Here is an 18,074-nt window from a genome sequence, read left to right on the forward strand (position 1 = left end):
TGTAACCGGATGCAAAAGGCGCCCGTGCCGGATCACCCGGCCCGGGCGTTCAGGCATTACTTGTGACGCAGGACGAAATCGCGGATGCGTTCGGCCGCTTCCACACATTCCGCCAGCGGTGCGACCAGCGCCATGCGCACACGACCGGCGCCCGGGTTGACGCCGTCGACATCCCGGGACAGGTAGGAGCCCGGCACGACCGTCACATGTTCCTCGGCAAACAGATCACGGCAGAACACGGCATCATCCCCTTGCACGTTCGGCCACAAATAGAAGCTGCCATCCGGACGCTGCACGTCCATCACCGGGCCGAGGATGGCCAATACGGCATCGAACTTCTCGCGATACAGCGCCCGGTTGGCGCGCACATGCACTTCATCGTTCCACGCGGCAACGCTGGCCAGTTGGGTCTGCACCGGCATCGCGCAGCCGTGGTAGGTGCGGTACAGCAGGAAGCCTTTGAGGATCTCGGCGTCACCCGCAACAAAGCCCGAGCGCAGGCCGGGGAGGTTCGAGCGCTTGGACAGGCTGTGGAACACCACGCAACGCTTGAAGTCCTTGCGACCCAGCTCGGCGCAAGCGCTGAGCAGGCCCGGCGGTGGCGTCTGTTCGTCGAAGTACAGCTCGCTGTAGCACTCGTCGGCGGCGATCACGAAGTCGTATTCGTCGGCCAGGGTGATCAGTTTTTTCAGCACATCGACCGGAATCAGCGCGCCGGTCGGGTTGCCCGGCGAGCACAGGAACAGGATCTGGCAGCGTTTCCAGATGTCCGGCGACACCGCGTCGAAGTCCGGGTTGAAGCCGTTTTCATCCAGGCATGGCAGGTAGTGCGGCTTGGCGCCGGCGAGGAACGCCGCGCCTTCGTAGATCTGATAGAACGGGTTCGGGCTGACCACCAGTGCGTCTTCGCCACGATTGACCACGGTCTGGGTGAAAGCGAACAGCGCTTCACGGGTGCCGTTGACCGGCAGCACATTGCGCGCCGGGTCGATCCAGCCTTTCGGCACGTTGAAACGACGTTCGCACCAGGCGGCGATCGCTTCGCGCAGGGCCGGAATGCCGAGGGTGGTCGGGTACACCGCCATCTGATCCAGGTTGTTGGCCAGCGCTTCGGCGACAAAACCTGGCGAGCGGTGTTTCGGCTCGCCGATAGACAGCGCGATCGGGCGCTTGTCCGGGTTCGGCGTGACGCTGCCGAGCAGGGCGCGGAGCTTTTCGAACGGGTAGGGCTGCAGCTGGGTCAGAGCGTTGTTCATCAGTGCTGGGTCTCGTGCAAAGCGGTTGAATCCGGGCGCTCAGTCAAATGCTGATGCGCGACAGTTTGATGTCGGGTTCCTGATTGACGCTGAGCTGTTCGACGATGGCATCCTGCAAACGGCTGCACAGCAGCGGGTCGGACAGCGGCTGGTTGTGGGCGTCGGTGATGAAGAACACGTCCTCGACCCGTTCCCCGAGGGTGGCGATCTTGGCGTTTTGCAGCGACAGGTCGAACTCCAGGAAAATCCCGCCGATCCGCGCCAGCAGGCCCGGCCGGTCGGGTGCAGTCAGTTCCAGAACCGTTACCGGGCGCTGGGCATCGTTGTGGATCGTGACTTGCGGAGCAAAGGCAAAGTGCTTGAGCTGGCGCGGCACCCGGCGCTGGATGATCGTCGGATACTCGTCCGGGTTGCGCAGGGCTTCGGTCAGGCCGTCGCGGATCTGCTTGATCCGCAGCGGATTGTCGCCGATCGAATCGCCATCGGTGTCGAGCACGATGTAGGTGTCGAGGGTGAACTGGCTGCTGGAGGTGATGACCCGGGCGTCATGAATGTTCAGGTTGAGCTGATCCATCGCGGCCACGGTCACGGCGAAAAAGTCGTGCTGGTCCGGCGCGTAGATGAAGATCTGCGTGCCGCCCTCGAATTCGCGCTGGGTGGTTTCCTTGATCAGCACCAGCGGCCCGCCGTCGGCCGGCTGCTGCAGAATCGCATCGCTGTGCCAGGCCACGTCGCCGGCCGTGTGGCGCAGGAAGTAGTCATCGCCCAGTTGCGCCCACAACTGCTCGACGTCGTCCGGATCGGTGCCGCCGCGTACCAGAATGTCCAGCGCCGCGCTTTGGGTCTGGCGGATCTGTTCTTCGCGATCCACCGGGTTCTCCAGGCCGCGGCGCAGGGCGCGTTTGGTCTCGGTGTAGAGCTGGCGCAACAGGCTGGCACGCCAGGAGTTCCAAAGGGTCGGGTTGGTCGCGTTGATGTCGGCCACCGTCAGTACATACAGGTAGTCGAGCCGGGTTTCATCGCCGACTGCCAGGGCGAAGTCGTGGATGACTTGCGGGTCAGACAGGTCCTTGCGCTGGGCGGTGGTCGACATCACCAGGTGGTTCTGCACCAGCCAGACGATCAGGCGGCTGTCCCATACCGGCAATTGATGGCGCTGGCAGAACGCCTCGGCATCGACCGCGCCGATCTCCGAGTGGTCGCCATGCCGGCCCTTGCCGATATCGTGATACAGGCCCGCCATGTAGATGAGTTCGGGCTTGGGCAGTTTGGCCATGAGCTTGGCGGCCAGCGGAAACTTCTCCGACACCTGGGTGTACTGCAATTTGCGCAGGTGTTTGATCAGGTTCAGCGTATGCGCATCGACCGTATAGATGTGAAAGAGGTCGTGCTGCATCTGCCCGACGATGAAACCGAATTCCGGCAGATAGCGCCCGAGGATGCCGTAACGGTTCATCCGTCGCAGGTTGCGGTGAATGCCGATCTTGCACTTGAACAGTTCGATGAACAGGCTGGTATTGCGGATGTCGTTGCGAAAATTGTCGTCGATCAGGTGACGATTTTCCCGCAACAGGCGAATGGTATCGGCGCGCACACCCTTGATTTCCGGCTGCTGGGCCATCAGCACGAAAATCTCGAGCATCGCGAACGGCGTGCGGCGGAAGACGTTGTCGTTGCGTGCTTCGATGTAACCGTCATGGAGCTGGAAGCGCGAGTTGATCGGCTGTGGCGGTGCTTCGTCTTCCGGGGCGAGAATGACTTCCTCGAAGTGCTGGATGATCAGGTCGCTGAGCTGGGCAATGCTCATCACCACGCGGAAGTATTGCTGCATGAAGTTTTCGACGGCCTGCTTGGCGTCGTCGCCCTGAAACCCCAGCAATCCGGCGATGGTGCGTTGGTGATCGAACAGCAGCCGGTCTTCGGCGCGCCCGGCCAGCATGTGCAGGGCATAGCGCACCTTCCAGAGGAATTCCTGGGACGATGCCAGCAGGGCGTTTTCACTCTCGACCAGGAAGCCTTCGCCGGCGAGGGCGCGCAGATTCAGGGTGCCGTACTGGCGCCGGGCGACCCACAGGATCGTCTGGATGTCCCGCAGTCCGCCGGGCGAGCCCTTGACGTTGGGTTCCAGGTTGTATTCGGTGTCGTTGTACTTGTGGTGGCGGGCCTTCTGTTCGGCGCGCTTGGCCAGGAAGAACTCCTTGCTCGGCCACATGTGCGCGGTGCTGGTGACATCGAGCATGCGCTGGCGCAGGCGCTCCGGGCCGCAGATGGTGCGGCTTTCCATCAGGTTGGTGACCACCGTCAGGTCGGCGCGGGCCTCTTCGGCGCATTCCTCCACCGAGCGAACGCTCTGACCGACCTCCAGGCCAATGTCCCACAGCAGCGTCAGAAACCGCTCGATGGAGTCGCGGAAAATTTCGTGATCGGCGCTGTCCAGCAGAATCAGCAGGTCGATATCGGAATAGGGATGCAACTCACCGCGACCGTAGCCGCCGACCGCGACCAGCGCGATGTCGGCGTCTTCGCTCCAGCTGAACTGGTCCCAGGCCTTTTGCAGGATGTTGTCGACGAACCAGGCGCGATCCTCGATCAGCCGGCGGATGTCGCGGCCACTGCGAAAGCGTGCGTCCAGCACCTCGCGGGCCTGGCGGATCGCCTTCTTGAACGCGGCGATGGGGCTCGCTTTCAGGGCCAGTTCAGCCTGGAACTGGCCGCGGTCGAAGAGTTCGGGATCCACCTGCGGCATCGATTGGCTTTCCTTCTATAGGCTGGGAGCGGTTTGCGGATCAGGCCGATACGCGCGGGATCGTGTCATCGCTGCGCAGGGTGAAGATTTCGTAACCGGTGTCGGTGACAAGCAAAGTGTGTTCCCACTGCGCCGACAGCTTGCGGTCCTTGGTGATCGCGGTCCAGCCGTCGCCCAGCACCTTGGTGTCGGCCTTGCCCTGGTTGATCATCGGCTCGATGGTGAAGGTCATGCCGGCCTTCAGTTCCATCCCGGTGCCCGCACGGCCGTAGTGCAGTATCTGCGGCTCTTCGTGGAAGACCTTGCCGATGCCGTGGCCACAGAATTCGCGCACCACGGAGAAGCCGTTCTTTTCAGCGTGCTTCTGGATGATCTCGCCGATATCGCCGAGGCGGCAGCCGGGTTTGACGATCTCGATCGCCTTGTACATGCATTCCTGGGTGACCTGGGACAGCCGCTCGGCCCAGACCGGCACAGTGCCGACGTGGAACATGCGGCTGGTGTCGCCGTGGTAACCATCCTTGATCACGGTGACGTCGATGTTCAGGGTGTCGCCGTTTTTCAGCGGCTTGTCGTTCGGGATGCCATGGCAGACCACGTGGTTGATCGAGGTGCAGATCGACTTCGGGTAGCCCTTGTAGTTGAGCGGGGCCGGGATCGCCTGCTGCACGTTGACGATATAGTCGTGGCAGATCCGGTTCAGCTCATCGGTGGTCACGCCCGGCTTGACATGCTCGGCAATCATTTCCAGCACATCGGCGGCCAGTTTGCCGGCGACACGCATGCCAGCGATGTCCTCGGGAGTTTTGAGGGTGACGGTCATACAGGCTCTCTCTGCGCTCGACGGCGCTTGCTGATACGGACAGGGCAGCGGTTTTCGCCATGCCACCCTGAAAAACGCGATTCTAACAGACCAAAGGCGCAAATCCGCGCCTGCGTGCATCGCTTCTCTCTATACAATAGTGCGCGCAAGGCCGATTCCAAGGGGGGCGGGATCCATGTCCCTGACGCGATTACAGATTCCGGGTTCCGTTTGCGGCCTTGCTGTGGTATAAAATGCGCCGCTTTCCGGGGATAGCTCCGGGAACATTAACCCACACACGTGTCGACACGATGACCTGGGTGCCTTTGATCCTCGGATCAGGGGTTGGTCATTGGGATACGTGGAGGCCCAACCCGACTTATCAAGGAACTATCATGTCCCAAGTCAACATGCGCGATATGCTGAAGGCCGGTGTGCACTTCGGTCACCAAACCCGTTACTGGAATCCGAAAATGGGCAAGTACATTTTCGGCGCGCGTAACAAGATTCACATCATCAACCTTGAAAAAACCCTGCCAATGTTCAACGAAGCTCTGGCTTTCGTAGAGCGTCTGGCCCAGGGCAAAAACAAGATTCTGTTCGTCGGCACCAAGCGTTCCGCTGGCAAGATCGTCGCTGAAGAAGCAGCACGTTGCGGTTCGCCGTACGTCGATCACCGCTGGTTGGGCGGCATGCTGACCAACTTCAAGACCATCCGTGCTTCCATCAAGCGTCTGCGTGACCTTGAAGTACAGGCCGAAGACGGTACTTTCGCCAAGCTGACCAAGAAAGAAGCGCTGATGCGCTCCCGTGATCTCGAGAAGCTGGATCGCTCCCTGGGCGGCATCAAGGACATGGGCGGTCTGCCAGACGCTCTGTTCGTGATCGACGTCGACCACGAGCGCATCGCGATCACCGAAGCCAACAAGCTGGGCATCCCGGTCATCGGCGTTGTCGATACCAACAGCAGCCCGGAAGGCGTTGACTACATCATCCCAGGCAACGATGACGCAATCCGCGCCATCCAGCTGTACATGGGTTCGATGGCTGACGCTGTTATCCGTGGTCGCAACAATGTTGCCGGCGGTACTGTTGAATTCGCAGCTGAAGAAACTCAGGCTGCAGCTGAGTAATTGACGCCCTGGCGTTGACTCAGTAAGCAAAAAGGGGGCTTGGCCCCCTTTTTGCCACCTCGAAAACCATTTGTCGGCGCCCGATTGTGGCAGCGCTCCCCCAGCATCTGTAACGTGCGGCGGGTATAAGGTGTTTCGGGAAGAATTGAACGCCCGTTCGATCGGGTGGAATGGTTGAATACCTATCCAAGAGGAATTTGAAAATGGCAGCAATTACTGCAGCGTTGGTCAAAGAACTGCGCGAGCGCACCGGCGAAGGCATGATGGATTGCAAGAAAGCCCTGGAAAAGGCTGGCGGCGACATCGAAAAAGCCATTGATGACATGCGTGCTTCGGGCGCGATCAAGGCTGCCAAGAAAGCCGGCAACGTTGCCGCTGAAGGCGCTATCGCTGTCAAGACCGACGGTAAATCCGCCGTTCTGCTGGAAGTTAACTCGCAGACCGACTTCCTGGCTCTGCAGGATGACTTCAAGAACTTCGTCAGCGAAAGCCTCGAAGAAGCCTTCGCTCAGAAGCTGACCGATGCCGCTCCGTTGATCGCTTCCCGTGAAGCGGCTCGTGAAGCCCTGGTTGCCAAGTGTGGCGAAAACGTCAACATCCGCCGTCTGGCGCGTGTTGAAGGTGACGTTGTAGGTGCTTACCTGCACGGCAACAAGATTGGTGCAGTGGTCGTTCTGAAAGGTGGCGACGTCGAGCTGGCCAAGAACATCGCCATGCACGTTGCGGCTTCGAACCCGGAATTCCTGGATGCTTCGGAAATCTCCGCCGAGGCCATCGAGCGCGAGAAGAACGTATTCCTGCAACTGAACGCCGACAAGATCGCCGGCAAGCCGGAAAACATCGTTGAGAACATGATCAACGGCCGTATCACCAAGTTCAAGGCTGAAGCCTCGCTGAAAGAGCAGGCGTTCGTCATGAACCCGGAAGTCAAGGTTGGCGAGCTGGCCAAGAAAGCCGGTGCCGAAATCGTTTCCTTCACTTACTTCAAAGTAGGCGAAGGCATCGAGAAGCCAGTTGACGACTTCGCTGCTGAAGTTGCTGCTCAAGTGGCTGCCGCCAAGCAATAAGACGGTTTTCGACTGTCGCCCGAAAGAGGCTGCCCGCTCACGCGCGCAGCCTCTTTTCAGATAGGGTTGCCAGTTTTTAATTGGTTTCCCCTTGGAACTGACTTACAAAGCCATGTTCCGATGGCGCTGAAGCAGCGCCACGCTAGAGTGAACGCAGCTGCAAACAGCTCGCAAAGAATTTTTAAATACGCCGCAGGAGAGATTCGCAATGGCTCAGCAGGGCAGTGGTTATCAGGCTCGCTATAAACGCATTCTACTCAAGCTTAGCGGCGAGGCCCTGATGGGGTCGGAAGAGTTCGGGATCGACCCGAAAGTGCTGGACCGCATGGCGCTGGAAGTCGGCCAGCTGGTCGGCATCGGTGTTCAGGTCGGCCTGGTGATTGGCGGTGGCAACCTGTTCCGTGGCGAGGCGCTGAGCAAGGCGGGCATGGATCGGGTCACGGGCGACCACATGGGCATGCTGGCCACTGTGATGAACGCCTTGGCCATGCGCGACGCGCTGGAACGTGCCAATATCTCGGCCATCGTGATGTCGGCCATTTCCATGGTCGGTGTGACCGATCACTATGATCGTCGCAAGGCCATGCGCCATCTGAACTCCAAGGACGTGGTGATTTTCGCGGCCGGTACCGGCAATCCGTTCTTTACCACGGATTCTGCAGCCTGCCTGCGTGCAATCGAAATCGACGCGGACGTCGTGCTCAAGGCGACCAAGGTCGATGGTGTCTATACTGCCGACCCGTTCAAAGACCCGCATGCCGAGAAGTTCGATCATCTGACTTACGATGAAGTACTGGATCGCAAGCTGGGCGTAATGGATCTGACGGCTATCTGCCTGTGCCGCGATCACAAGATGCCATTGCGCGTATTCAATATGAACAAGCCCGGCGCCCTGCTGAACATCGTGCATGGTGGCGCTGAAGGAACCCTGATCGAGGAAGTTCAACAATGATCAATGAAATCAAGAAAGACGCCCAGGCGCGCATGCACAAGTCGCTGGAGTCGCTGAATCACGCTTTCGGTCAGATTCGTACCGGCAAGGCCCACCCAAGCATCCTGGGTAGCGTGATGGTGCCTTACTACGGTTCGGATACCCCGTTGAGCGGTGTTGCAAGTGTCACCGTGAAAGACAACCAGACCCTGCAAGTCGTGCCGTTCGAGCGCAACATGCTCGGTGCCATCGACAAGGCCATTGGCAGCGCCGGTCTGAACCTCAATCCGACGAACCTGGGTGAGCTGCTGCTGATCAAGATGGCGCCGCTGACCGAGGAAACCCGCAAGGGCTTCACCAAGCAGGCGCGTGCCGCTGCCGAAGATGCTCGCGTTGCGGTACGCAACATTCGTCGCGACGCCATGGGAGAGCTGAAAAAACTGTCCAAGGACAAGGAGATCAGCGAGGACGAAGAGCGTCGTGCAAGTGCCGAGATCGACAAGCTGATCAAGGACTTCGAAGCTCAGATCACCAAGGCGACTGACGAAAAAGAAAAAGACCTGATGGCCGTATAAGGGTCGAGCTTTAAATGGAAAAGACCAAGCAGACTGCGCCGTCCGCGGTGCCGCGCCATGTCGCGATCATCATGGATGGCAACAATCGCTGGGCGAAAAAACGCTTCATGCCGGGCGTCGCCGGGCACAAGGCGGGTGTGGATGCTGTGCGGGCGGTGATCGAAGTGTGCGCCGAGGCCAAGGTCGAGGTGCTGACGCTGTTCGCCTTTTCCAGCGAGAACTGGCAGCGCCCGGCCGATGAAGTGAGTGCCTTGATGGATCTGTTCTTCAAGGCACTGCGTCGTGAGGCCAAGCGCCTCAACGACAACAACATCAGCCTGCGCATCATCGGTGACCGCTCGCGTTTCCATCCTGAGCTTCAGGCCGCCATGCGCGAAGCGGAGGCCATGACCGCAGGAAGCAATCGATTCATCCTGCAGATCGCTGCCAACTACGGTGGTCAGTGGGATATCGCGCAGGCTGCGCAGCGTCTGGCCCGCGAGGTTCAGGCCGGGCACCTGCGGCCGGATGACATCACGCCTGATCTGCTGCAAACCTGCCTGGCGACTGGTGACCTGCCGTTGCCGGACCTGTGCATCCGCACGGGCGGCGAGCATCGCATCAGCAACTTCCTGCTTTGGCAGTTGGCTTATGCCGAGTTGTACTTCTCCGACCTGTTCTGGCCGGACTTCAAACACGATGCCATGCGCAATGCGCTGGCCGATTTCGCTTCGCGTCAGCGTCGTTTCGGTAAAACGAGCGAGCAGATCGAAGCTGGAGCCCGGGTTTAATGCTTAAACAACGAATCATCACTGCGCTGATCCTGCTGCCGATCGCTCTGGGCGGATTTTTCCTGCTCGAAGGTTCGGGCTTTGCGCTGTTCATCGGTCTGGTTGTCAGTCTGGGTGCCTGGGAATGGGCGCGCCTGGCCGGTTTCACTGCGCAATCGTTTCGCGTTGGTTATGCGGCGGTCGTCGCACTGATGCTTTTCGTCATGTATATCCTGCCAGGGCTGGCCCCCTGGGTGCTCGGTGCTTCGGTGATCTGGTGGGTGGTGGCGACCTGGCTGGTGCTGACCTATCCGCGCTCCAGCGAGCGCTGGGCCAGTGCCGCGAGCAAGCTGGTGATCGGCCTGCTGATTCTCCTGCCGGCCTGGCAAGGGCTGGTCTACATCAAGCAAAACCAGTTGGGTAACCTGCAGATCCTGGCCGTGATGGTGCTGGTCTGGGGGGCCGATATCGGTGCCTATTTCTCCGGTCGCGCGTTCGGCAAGCGCAAGCTCGCCCCGCAAGTCAGCCCCGGCAAAAGCTGGGAGGGCGTGTATGGCGGTCTGGCGTTGAGCCTGGTGATCACCACGCTGGTCGCACTGTTTCGTGACTGGACGGTGGCCCAATTGTTCAAGGGCTTGATCGGTGCGGCACTGATCGTGTTCATTTCCGTGGTGGGTGACCTGACGGAAAGCATGTTCAAGCGTCAGTCCGGCATCAAGGACAGCAGCAATCTGCTGCCGGGCCATGGCGGCGTACTGGATCGTATCGACAGTCTTACGGCCGCGATTCCGGTATTCGCGGTATTGCTGTGGATGTCGGCACCGTGAGCCGCCCGCAACAGATTACCGTTCTGGGGGCGACCGGTTCGATTGGCCTGAGCACTCTGGATGTCATTGCTCGTCATCCCGAGCGTTATCAGGTTTTCGCCTTGAGTGGCTTCTCGCGCCTGAGCGAGCTGTTGGCCTTGTGCGTGCGCCATGTGCCGCAATTTGCGGTGGTGCCGGAAATCGCCGCAGCCCGTGGCTTGCAGGATGACTTGCGTGCCGCCGGACTGCCGACGCGCGTACTGGTGGGTGAGGAAGGTCTGTGCCAGATCGCGTCTGCTCCCGAGGTGGATGCCGTGATGGCCGCCATTGTCGGCGCTGCCGGTCTGCGTCCGACCCTGGCGGCTGTCGAGGCCGGCAAGAAGATTCTTCTGGCCAACAAGGAAGCGCTGGTGATGTCCGGCGCTCTGTTCATGGAGGCTGTGCGCAGGAGTGGCTCGGTCCTGCTGCCTATCGACAGCGAACACAATGCGATTTTCCAGTGCATGCCGCAGGATTTTTCTCGCGGTTTGAGTTCGGTCGGTGTGCGTCGGATTTTGCTGACAGCCTCTGGCGGTCCCTTCCGGCAGACGCCGATGGCCGAACTGGCGCATGTTTCACCCGATCAGGCCTGCGCTCATCCGAACTGGTCCATGGGGCGCAAGATTTCCGTGGATTCGGCCAGCATGATGAACAAGGGGCTCGAGTTGATCGAGGCCTGCTGGCTGTTCGATGCCCGGCCGTCGCAAGTCGAAGTGGTGATTCACTCGCAGAGCGTGATTCATTCTCTGGTCGATTACGTGGACGGCTCGGTACTGGCGCAGTTGGGCAATCCCGATATGCGTACCCCGATCGCCAATGCGCTGGCCTGGCCTGAGCGCATCGATTCGGGTGTGGCACCGCTGGACCTGTTTGCCATCGCCCGGCTGGATTTCGAGGCGCCCGATGAAGAGCGGTTTCCTTGCCTGCGTCTGGCACGCCAGGCCGCCGAGGCGGGCAACAGCGCGCCAGCGATGCTTAATGCCGCAAACGAGGTGGCAGTGGCAGCGTTTCTTGAGGGGCGGGTTCGCTACCTTGAAATCGCGAGTATCATCGAGGAAGTGTTGAATCTCGAGCCGGTGGTTGCTCTGAATGATCTCGATGCGGTGTTCGCGGCGGATGCGGCGGCTCGCAGGCTGGCCAGCCAATGGCTGACTCGCCACGGTCGATAGCTCTGAAGAGGGCATACGGCATCACGCGAAACGGAACAGGATTGCGGAGAAAGTAGATGAGCGCGCTCTATATGATTGCCGGCACCCTGATCGCCTTGGGTGTGCTGGTCACCTTTCACGAATTCGGCCATTTCTGGGTCGCGCGTCGCTGTGGCGTCAAGGTTCTGCGTTTTTCCGTGGGCTTCGGCATGCCCTTGCTGCGTTGGCACGACAAGCACGGAACCGAGTTCGTCGTCGCCGCCATTCCGCTGGGCGGCTACGTCAAGATGCTGGATGAGCGCGAAGGCGAAGTGCCCGCCGATCAGCTCCATCAGTCGTTCAATCGCAAATCCGTTCGTCAGCGCATTGCCATCGTCGCCGCCGGCCCGGTTGCCAACTTTCTGCTGGCCCTGGCGTTCTTCTGGGTTCTCGCCATGCTGGGCAGCGAACAGGTGCGTCCGGTCATCGGTGCAGTAGAGTCCGGCAGTATCGCGGCGAAGGCCGGGTTGGGGGCGGGCCAGGAAATCATTGCCATCGACGGCGAGCCGACTTCCGGCTGGGCTGCTGTCAATCTGCAGCTGGTACGTCGTCTGGGGGAAAGTGGTTCGCTCCAGGTGTTGGTGCGCGAACAGGGTTCCACCGCTGATTCGCCGCGCGAGCTTGTGCTGGATCATTGGCTGAAAGGGGCAGAGGAGCCGGACCCCATTCGTTCGCTGGGTATTCGTCCGTGGCGTCCGGCACTGCCGCCGGTGCTTGCCGAGCTTGATCCGAAAGGTCCGGCCCAGGCGGCCGGGCTGAAAACCGGTGATCGTCTTTTGGCTCTGGATGGCAAGGCGCTGGACGACTGGCAGCAAGTGGTCGACACGGTACGTACGCGTCCTGATACCAGAATCATGCTGCATGTCGAGCGCGATGGTGCTCAAATCGACGTCCCGGTGACGCTGGCTGCGCGCGGCGAGGCCAAGTCGCCAAGCGGTTATCTGGGGGCGGGGGTGAAGGCGGTCGACTGGCCGCCGGAAATGGTCCGGGAAGTCAGTTACGGTCCATTGGCCGCGATTGGCGAGGGGGCCCGTCGCACGTGGAGCATGAGCGTCCTGACGCTGGATTCACTGAAGAAAATGCTGTTCGGCGAGCTCTCGGTAAAAAACTTGAGTGGACCGATAACGATTGCTAAAGTGGCGGGCGCTTCTGCCCAGTCGGGCGTTGCTGATTTCCTGAATTTCCTTGCTTATCTGAGTATTAGCCTGGGGGTTCTGAATTTGCTGCCCATTCCCGTACTGGATGGGGGGCATCTGTTGTTTTATCTGATCGAGTGGGCGCGTGGTCGTCCCTTGTCGGATCGGGTGCAAGGTTGGGGGATACAGATCGGTATCAGTTTGGTGGTCGGAGTGATGTTGCTTGCTCTGGTCAACGACCTGGGTCGCCTGTAACGCTTCGCTGAATCGCGAATCTGCCGCATTTTGCGGCAGTTTGTTTATTGCCAGTTGGAATAAGAAAGGACTTCATGAAACGTCTGCTGCTAACTGCGGTTCTCACCGCATTGATGATCGCCGAAGTTCACGCCGAGTCCTTCACTATCTCTGATATTCGCGTCAATGGCCTCCAGCGGGTCTCCGCGGGTAGCGTTTTTGGTGCCTTGCCGTTGAACGTCGGCGAGCAGGCGGATGATCGTCGCCTGGTGGAATCCACTCGTGCGTTGTTCAAAACCGGTTTCTTTCAAGATATCCAGCTGGGCCGCGAAGGCAATGTTCTGGTGATCACGGTCGTCGAACGCCCGTCGGTCGCGAGCATCGAAATCGAAGGCAACAAGGCGATCTCCACCGAAGACCTGATGAAGGGGCTCAAGCAGTCCGGTCTGGCGGAAGGCGAGATCTTCCAGCGTGCGACCCTCGAAGGCGTACGTAACGAGCTGCAGCGTCAGTACGTGGCACAGGGCCGTTACTCGGCCACCGTCGATACCGAAGTGGTATCGCAGCCGCGTAACCGTGTCGGCCTGAAAGTGAAGATCAACGAAGGCGCCGTTGCTGCCATCCAGCACATCAACGTGGTCGGCAACACGGTTTTCCCTGAAGAAGACCTGGTCGACCTGTTCGAACTGAAAACCACCAACTGGCTGTCGTTCTTCAAGAACGACGACAAGTACGCCCGTGAAAAACTGTCCGGTGACCTGGAGCGTCTGCGTTCCTACTATCTGGATCGCGGCTATATCAACATGGATATCGCTTCGACCCAGGTTTCCATCACTCCGGACAAGAAGCACGTCTATATCACCGTCAACGTCAACGAAGGCGAGAAATACACCGTTCGTGACGTCAAGCTCAGTGGCGATCTGAAAGTTCCTGAAGACCAGGTCAAGTCGCTGTTGCTGGTGCAGAAAGGCCAGGTGTTCTCGCGCAAGCTGATGACCACCACTTCGGAACTGATCACTCGTCGCCTGGGCAACGAGGGCTATACCTTCGCCAACGTCAACGGTGTTCCGCAGCCGCACGACGATGACCATACCGTGGACATCCTGTTTGCTGTCGATCCGGGCAAGCGCGCCTATGTCAACCGCATCAACTTCCGTGGCAATACCAAGTCCGAAGACGAAGTACTGCGCCGTGAAATGCGCCAGATGGAAGGTGGCTGGGCTTCGACCTACCTGATCGACCAGTCCAAGACCCGTCTCGAGCGTCTGGGCTTCTTCAAGGAAGTCAACGTCGAGACCCCGGCCGTTCCGGGTGTCGATGACCAGGTTGACGTGAACTATGCGGTCGAGGAGCAGGCTTCCGGTTCGATCACCGCCAGTGTCGGTTTCGCCCAGAGCGCCGGTCTGATTCTCGGTGGCTCCATCACTCAGAACAACTTCCTGGGTACCGGTAACCGCGTCAGCGTCGGCCTGACCCGCAGTGAATACCAGAGCCGCTACAACTTCGGCTACGTTGACCCCTACTGGACCGCCGATGGCGTGAGCCTGGGCTACAACGCGTTCTATCGCACCACCGACTACAAAGATCTGAACATCGACGTAGCCAGCTATGCGGTAGACAGCCTGGGTGCCGGCGTGAACGTCGGTTATCCGATCAGCGAGACTTCGCGTCTGACCTTCGGTCTGTCCGCTCAGCAGGACAAGATCAAGACCGGTCAGTACACCGTTGACGAAATCTTCGACTTCGTCCGTCAGGAAGGCGATCAGTACCTGAACTTCAAGGCGTCGGCCGGCTGGTCCGAGTCGACCCTGAACAAGGGCGTACTGCCAACCCGAGGCCGTTCCCAGAGCCTGACCCTGGAAACCACCATTCCTGGTAGCGATCTGTCGTTCTACAAACTGGATTACCGTGGCCAGCTGTTCCAGCCACTGACCGAAAACTACACCCTGCGTCTGCACACCGAACTGGGTTATGGCGATGGTTACGGTTCGACCGACGGCTTGCCGTTCTATGAAAACTACTATGCTGGTGGTTTCAACTCGGTTCGCGGCTTCAAGGACAGTACTCTGGGACCTCGCAGTACCCCGAGTCGCGGTTTCGACAAGACTGGTAACGTAGGTACCATTGCCGACCCGGACCAGGATCCGCTGCCGTTCGGTGGCAACGTATTGATCCAGGGTGGTGTTGAAGTCCTGTTCCCGCTGCCGTTCGTGAAAGATCAGCGCTCCCTGCGTACCTCGGTATTCTGGGACGTCGGTAACGTGTTCGATTCGACCTGCAAGTCGACCAGCAACGCTGACGGTACAAAGGCCAACACTCAATGCAACGACATCAGCCTGAGCAACATGGCCAGTTCCGTCGGTGTTGGCGTGACCTGGGTTACCGCACTGGGACCTTTGAGCTTCGCGTTGGCCACACCGATCAAGAAACCGGATAACGCTGAAACTCAAGTGTTCCAATTCTCCCTCGGCCAGACGTTCTAAGCGTCTGACCCAAGACAACGACAATGGATTTTGTAGGAGTGCATCGTGCGTAAGTTGACTCAATTGGTTCTCCTGGCCTCCGTACTGGTGGCAGGCCCGGCGTTCGCCGACATGAAAATCGCTGTTCTGAACTATCAGATGGCGCTGCTGGAATCCGATGCTGCGAAGAAGTACGCCGTGGATGCGGAGAAGAAGTTCGGTCCGCAGTTGAACAAGCTCAAGACGCTGGAAAGCAGCGCCAAGGGTATTCAGGATCGCCTGATGGCAGGCGGCGACAAGATGCAGCAGGGCGAGCGTGAGCGTCTGGAGCTGGAATTCAAGCAAAAGGCCCGTGACTTCCAGTTCCAGTCCAAGGAGCTGAACGAAGCGAAAGCCGTTGCCGACCGCGAAATGCTCAAGCAACTGAAGCCGAAACTGGATAGCGCAGTGGAAGAAGTCATCAAGAAAGGTGGCTTTGACCTGGTGTTCGAGCGTGGCGCAGTGATCGACGTCAAGCCTCAATACGACATCACGCGCCAGGTTATCGAGCGCATGAACCAGCTGAAGTAACCCATGACCGTGACTATCAAACTCGGCCAGTTGGCCGAGTTCCTCGGCGCCACCCTGAGTGGCGATCCCGAGCAGCAAATTACTGGGCTGGCCACCTTGCAGGAGGCTGGCCCAGCTCAGTTGAGCTTTCTGGCAAACCCTCAATACCGAAAATACCTGGCAGGTTCGCAAGCGGCGGCATTGCTGCTCAAGGCCGCGGATGCCGAAGGTTATGCCGGTAATGCATTGGTGGTGCCGGATCCTTACCTCGCTTACGCACGTATTTCCCACCTGTTCGATCCGAAACCAAAATCCGCTGCCGGTATTCATCCGAGTGCGGTCATCGCACCGGACGCGGTGGTTGATCCGACTGCCAGCATCGGCCCTTTCGTGGTGATCGAAGCGGGCGCACGGATCGGGGCTGGTGTAACCCTCGGTGCGCATTGCGTTGTCGGTGCCCGCAGCGAAATCGGCGAGGGCGGCTGGCTGGCGCCACGGGTGACGCTGTATCACGACGTACGCATCGGTAAACGTGTAGTGATCCAGTCCGGTGCAGTGCTTGGCGGTGAAGGCTTCGGCTTTGCCAATGAGAAAGGCGTCTGGCAGAAGATCGCCCAGATCGGTGGTGTGACCGTCGGCGACGATGTCGAGATTGGCGTGAATACCGCCATCGACCGCGGCGCCCTGGCTGATACCGTGATCGGCAATGGCGTGAAGCTCGACAACCAGATTCAGATTGCCCACAACGTCCAGGTTGGCGATCACACTGCGATGGCGGCCTGTGTGGGAATTTCCGGCAGCACGAAGATCGGCAAGCACTGCATGCTCGCTGGCGGTGTCGGCCTGGTGGGGCATATCGATATTTGCGACAACGTTTTCCTGACCGGGATGACGATGGTGACTCACTCGATTACCGAGCCGGGGGCCTACTCATCCGGTACAGCCATGCAACCGGCTGCCGAGTGGCGCAAAAGCGCGGCACGCATCCGTCAGCTTGATGATCTTGCACGGCGTTTGAAACAGCTTGAAAAGCGCGCAGGGGAAGTGACCCCTGGCGGCAATGCTTCATCTGAAGGCTGATACCATTTCCATATCAAGTATGCACGGCCTCTGGACTGCCTCCTTGATTTGCTAGAGGAGTGCGCATCAGTCGCGCTCCCAATCTTTACATAGGCTTCCCCCCGAAATGATGGACATCAACGAGATTCGCGAATACCTGCCTCACCGTTACCCGTTCCTGCTGGTGGACCGGGTAGTGGAGCTGGACACCGAAGGCAAGCGCATTCGCGCCTACAAGAATGTCAGCATCAACGAGCCGTTCTTCAATGGTCACTTCCCGGCCCATCCGATCATGCCGGGCGTGCTGATTATCGAAGCGATGGCTCAGGCTGCCGGGATCCTCGGTTTCAAGATGCTCGATGTGAAGCCGGCCGATGGCACCCTCTACTATTTCGTCGGCTCCGACAAACTGCGCTTCCGTCAGCCGGTGCTGCCGGGCGATCAGTTGATCCTTGAAGCCAAGTTCATCAGCTGCAAACGCCAGATCTGGAAATTCGAATGCCAGGCTTCGGTCGATGGCAAGCCGGTCTGCTCCGCTGAAATCATCTGTGCGGAACGCAAGCTATGAGTTTGATTGACCCTCGCGCAATCATCGATCCTTCGGCCGTGCTGGCCGAAGGTGTCGAGGTCGGCCCATGGTCGATCGTCGGCGCAGGTGTGGAAATCGGCGAGGGAACAGTGATCGGGCCCCACGTGATCCTCAAAGGTCCGACCCGAATCGGCAAGCACAACCGCATCTACCAGTTTTCTTCGGTAGGTGAGGACACGCCTGACCTCAAGTACAAGGGCGAAGATACCCGTCTGGTGATCGGCGACCACAATGTGATCCGTGAAGGTGTGACCATTCACCGTGGCACGATCCAGGACCGTTCCGAAACGACCCTGGGCGATCACAACCTGATCATGGCTTATGCCCACATCGGTCACGACAGTGTCATCGGCAACCACTGCATTCTGGTCAACAACACCGCACTGGCCGGCCATGTTCACGTTGATGACTGGGCGATCCTGTCTGGGTTCACCCTGGTACACCAGTATTGCCACATCGGTGCCCACAGCTTTTCCGGCATGGGCACGGCCATCGGCAAGGACGTTCCGGCGTTCGTCACGGTATTCGGCAACCCGGCCGAGGCTCGCAGCATGAACTTCGAGGGCATGCGTCGTCGCGGCTTCAGCGAGGATGCCATACACGCCCTGCGCCGCGCCTACAAAACGGTTTACCGCCAGGGGCTGACCGTCGAGCAGGCGCTGGCCGAGCTGGCGGAACCTGCCACTCAGTTCCCGGAAGTCGCGGTATTCCGCGACTCCATCCAGTCGTCGTCTCGCGGCATCACCCGCTGATC

16 protein-coding genes are annotated in these 18,074 nt (G+C 59.6%); 13 read left to right on the top strand and 3 right to left on the bottom strand.

All coding sequences use genetic code 11. The features are described 5' to 3' along the window. Positions 1 to 56 precede the first annotated feature (56 nt). From dapC to map, 3 genes are read right to left on the bottom strand one after another with little or no spacing between them, the layout of a single operon-like run. Complete coding sequence (gene dapC / locus NWV16_RS06320; RefSeq protein WP_260522380.1) at positions 57 to 1,256, bottom strand: succinyldiaminopimelate transaminase; 1,200 nt, start codon at positions 1,254 to 1,256, stop codon at positions 57 to 59. Between the two features lie 43 nt (positions 1,257 to 1,299). Continuing rightward, positions 1,300 to 4,002 (bottom strand): [protein-PII] uridylyltransferase, encoded by a 2,703-nt coding sequence (locus NWV16_RS06325; RefSeq protein ID WP_260522381.1) that lies wholly within the window; start codon positions 4,000 to 4,002, stop codon positions 1,300 to 1,302. Positions 4,003 to 4,042: 40 nt separating this feature from the next. Further along, positions 4,043 to 4,825 carry a type I methionyl aminopeptidase gene (gene map, locus NWV16_RS06330; protein ID WP_065259186.1) on the bottom strand — a complete coding sequence of 261 codons (783 nt, stop codon included), beginning with the start codon at positions 4,823 to 4,825 and terminating at the stop codon, positions 4,043 to 4,045. A gap of 374 nt (positions 4,826 to 5,199) precedes the next feature. Here map and rpsB point away from each other — a divergent pair, with 374 nt between their 5' ends. From rpsB to lpxA, 13 genes are all read left to right on the top strand, one after another. After that, on the top strand, positions 5,200 to 5,937 hold the full coding sequence (rpsB, locus tag NWV16_RS06335) for a 30S ribosomal protein S2 (RefSeq protein ID WP_260522382.1): 738 nt from the start codon (positions 5,200 to 5,202) through the stop codon (positions 5,935 to 5,937). Positions 5,938 to 6,140: 203 nt separating this feature from the next. Further along, a complete protein-coding gene (gene tsf, locus NWV16_RS06340; protein ID WP_065259187.1) occupies positions 6,141 to 7,004 on the top strand; it encodes a translation elongation factor Ts in 864 nt (287 codons plus the stop codon). A gap of 208 nt (positions 7,005 to 7,212) precedes the next feature. Beyond that, positions 7,213 to 7,956: a UMP kinase gene (gene pyrH, locus NWV16_RS06345; protein WP_011332683.1), complete on the top strand. Its 744-nt coding sequence runs from the start codon at positions 7,213 to 7,215 to the stop codon at positions 7,954 to 7,956. Next, positions 7,953 to 8,510: a ribosome recycling factor gene (frr, locus tag NWV16_RS06350; RefSeq protein WP_065259188.1), complete on the top strand. Its 558-nt coding sequence runs from the start codon at positions 7,953 to 7,955 to the stop codon at positions 8,508 to 8,510. Before pyrH ends, frr begins: the two co-directional genes overlap by 4 nt. Before the next feature lie 14 nt (positions 8,511 to 8,524). Continuing rightward, a complete protein-coding gene (gene uppS / locus NWV16_RS06355; protein ID WP_260522383.1) occupies positions 8,525 to 9,280 on the top strand; it encodes a polyprenyl diphosphate synthase in 756 nt (251 codons plus the stop codon). Further along, entirely contained in the window at positions 9,280 to 10,086 is an 807-nt protein-coding gene (locus NWV16_RS06360) for a phosphatidate cytidylyltransferase (protein ID WP_065259190.1), read from the top strand. The genes uppS and NWV16_RS06360 overlap by 1 nt, the downstream gene beginning before the upstream one ends. Next, positions 10,083 to 11,273, top strand: a complete 1,191-nt coding sequence (ispC, locus tag NWV16_RS06365; protein WP_260522384.1) for a 1-deoxy-D-xylulose-5-phosphate reductoisomerase — start codon at positions 10,083 to 10,085, stop codon at positions 11,271 to 11,273. The genes NWV16_RS06360 and ispC overlap by 4 nt, the downstream gene beginning before the upstream one ends. Positions 11,274 to 11,329: 56 nt before the next feature. Next, positions 11,330 to 12,682, top strand: coding sequence for a sigma E protease regulator RseP (rseP, locus tag NWV16_RS06370; RefSeq protein ID WP_260522385.1), 1,353 nt, complete (start codon positions 11,330 to 11,332; stop codon positions 12,680 to 12,682). Positions 12,683 to 12,756: 74 nt separating this feature from the next. Beyond that, positions 12,757 to 15,144: an outer membrane protein assembly factor BamA gene (gene bamA, locus NWV16_RS06375; protein ID WP_260522386.1), complete on the top strand. Its 2,388-nt coding sequence runs from the start codon at positions 12,757 to 12,759 to the stop codon at positions 15,142 to 15,144. 45 nt (positions 15,145 to 15,189) lie between these two features. After that, entirely contained in the window at positions 15,190 to 15,693 is a 504-nt protein-coding gene (locus NWV16_RS06380) for an OmpH family outer membrane protein (RefSeq protein WP_065259194.1), read from the top strand. A gap of 3 nt (positions 15,694 to 15,696) precedes the next feature. Further along, positions 15,697 to 16,752: a UDP-3-O-(3-hydroxymyristoyl)glucosamine N-acyltransferase gene (gene lpxD / locus NWV16_RS06385; RefSeq protein WP_260522387.1), complete on the top strand. Its 1,056-nt coding sequence runs from the start codon at positions 15,697 to 15,699 to the stop codon at positions 16,750 to 16,752. 106 nt (positions 16,753 to 16,858) lie between these two features. Next, complete coding sequence (gene fabZ / locus NWV16_RS06390; protein WP_003222142.1) at positions 16,859 to 17,299, top strand: 3-hydroxyacyl-ACP dehydratase FabZ; 441 nt, start codon at positions 16,859 to 16,861, stop codon at positions 17,297 to 17,299. Further along, positions 17,296 to 18,072, top strand: a complete 777-nt coding sequence (gene lpxA / locus NWV16_RS06395; protein WP_065259196.1) for an acyl-ACP--UDP-N-acetylglucosamine O-acyltransferase — start codon at positions 17,296 to 17,298, stop codon at positions 18,070 to 18,072. The genes fabZ and lpxA overlap by 4 nt, the downstream gene beginning before the upstream one ends. Positions 18,073 to 18,074: the final 2 nt, after the last annotated feature.

Origin of the sequence: Pseudomonas sp. BW7P1, from assembly GCF_024981055.1 — a bacterium.
GTDB classification, from domain to species: domain Bacteria; phylum Pseudomonadota; class Gammaproteobacteria; order Pseudomonadales; family Pseudomonadaceae; genus Aquipseudomonas; species Aquipseudomonas bananamidigenes.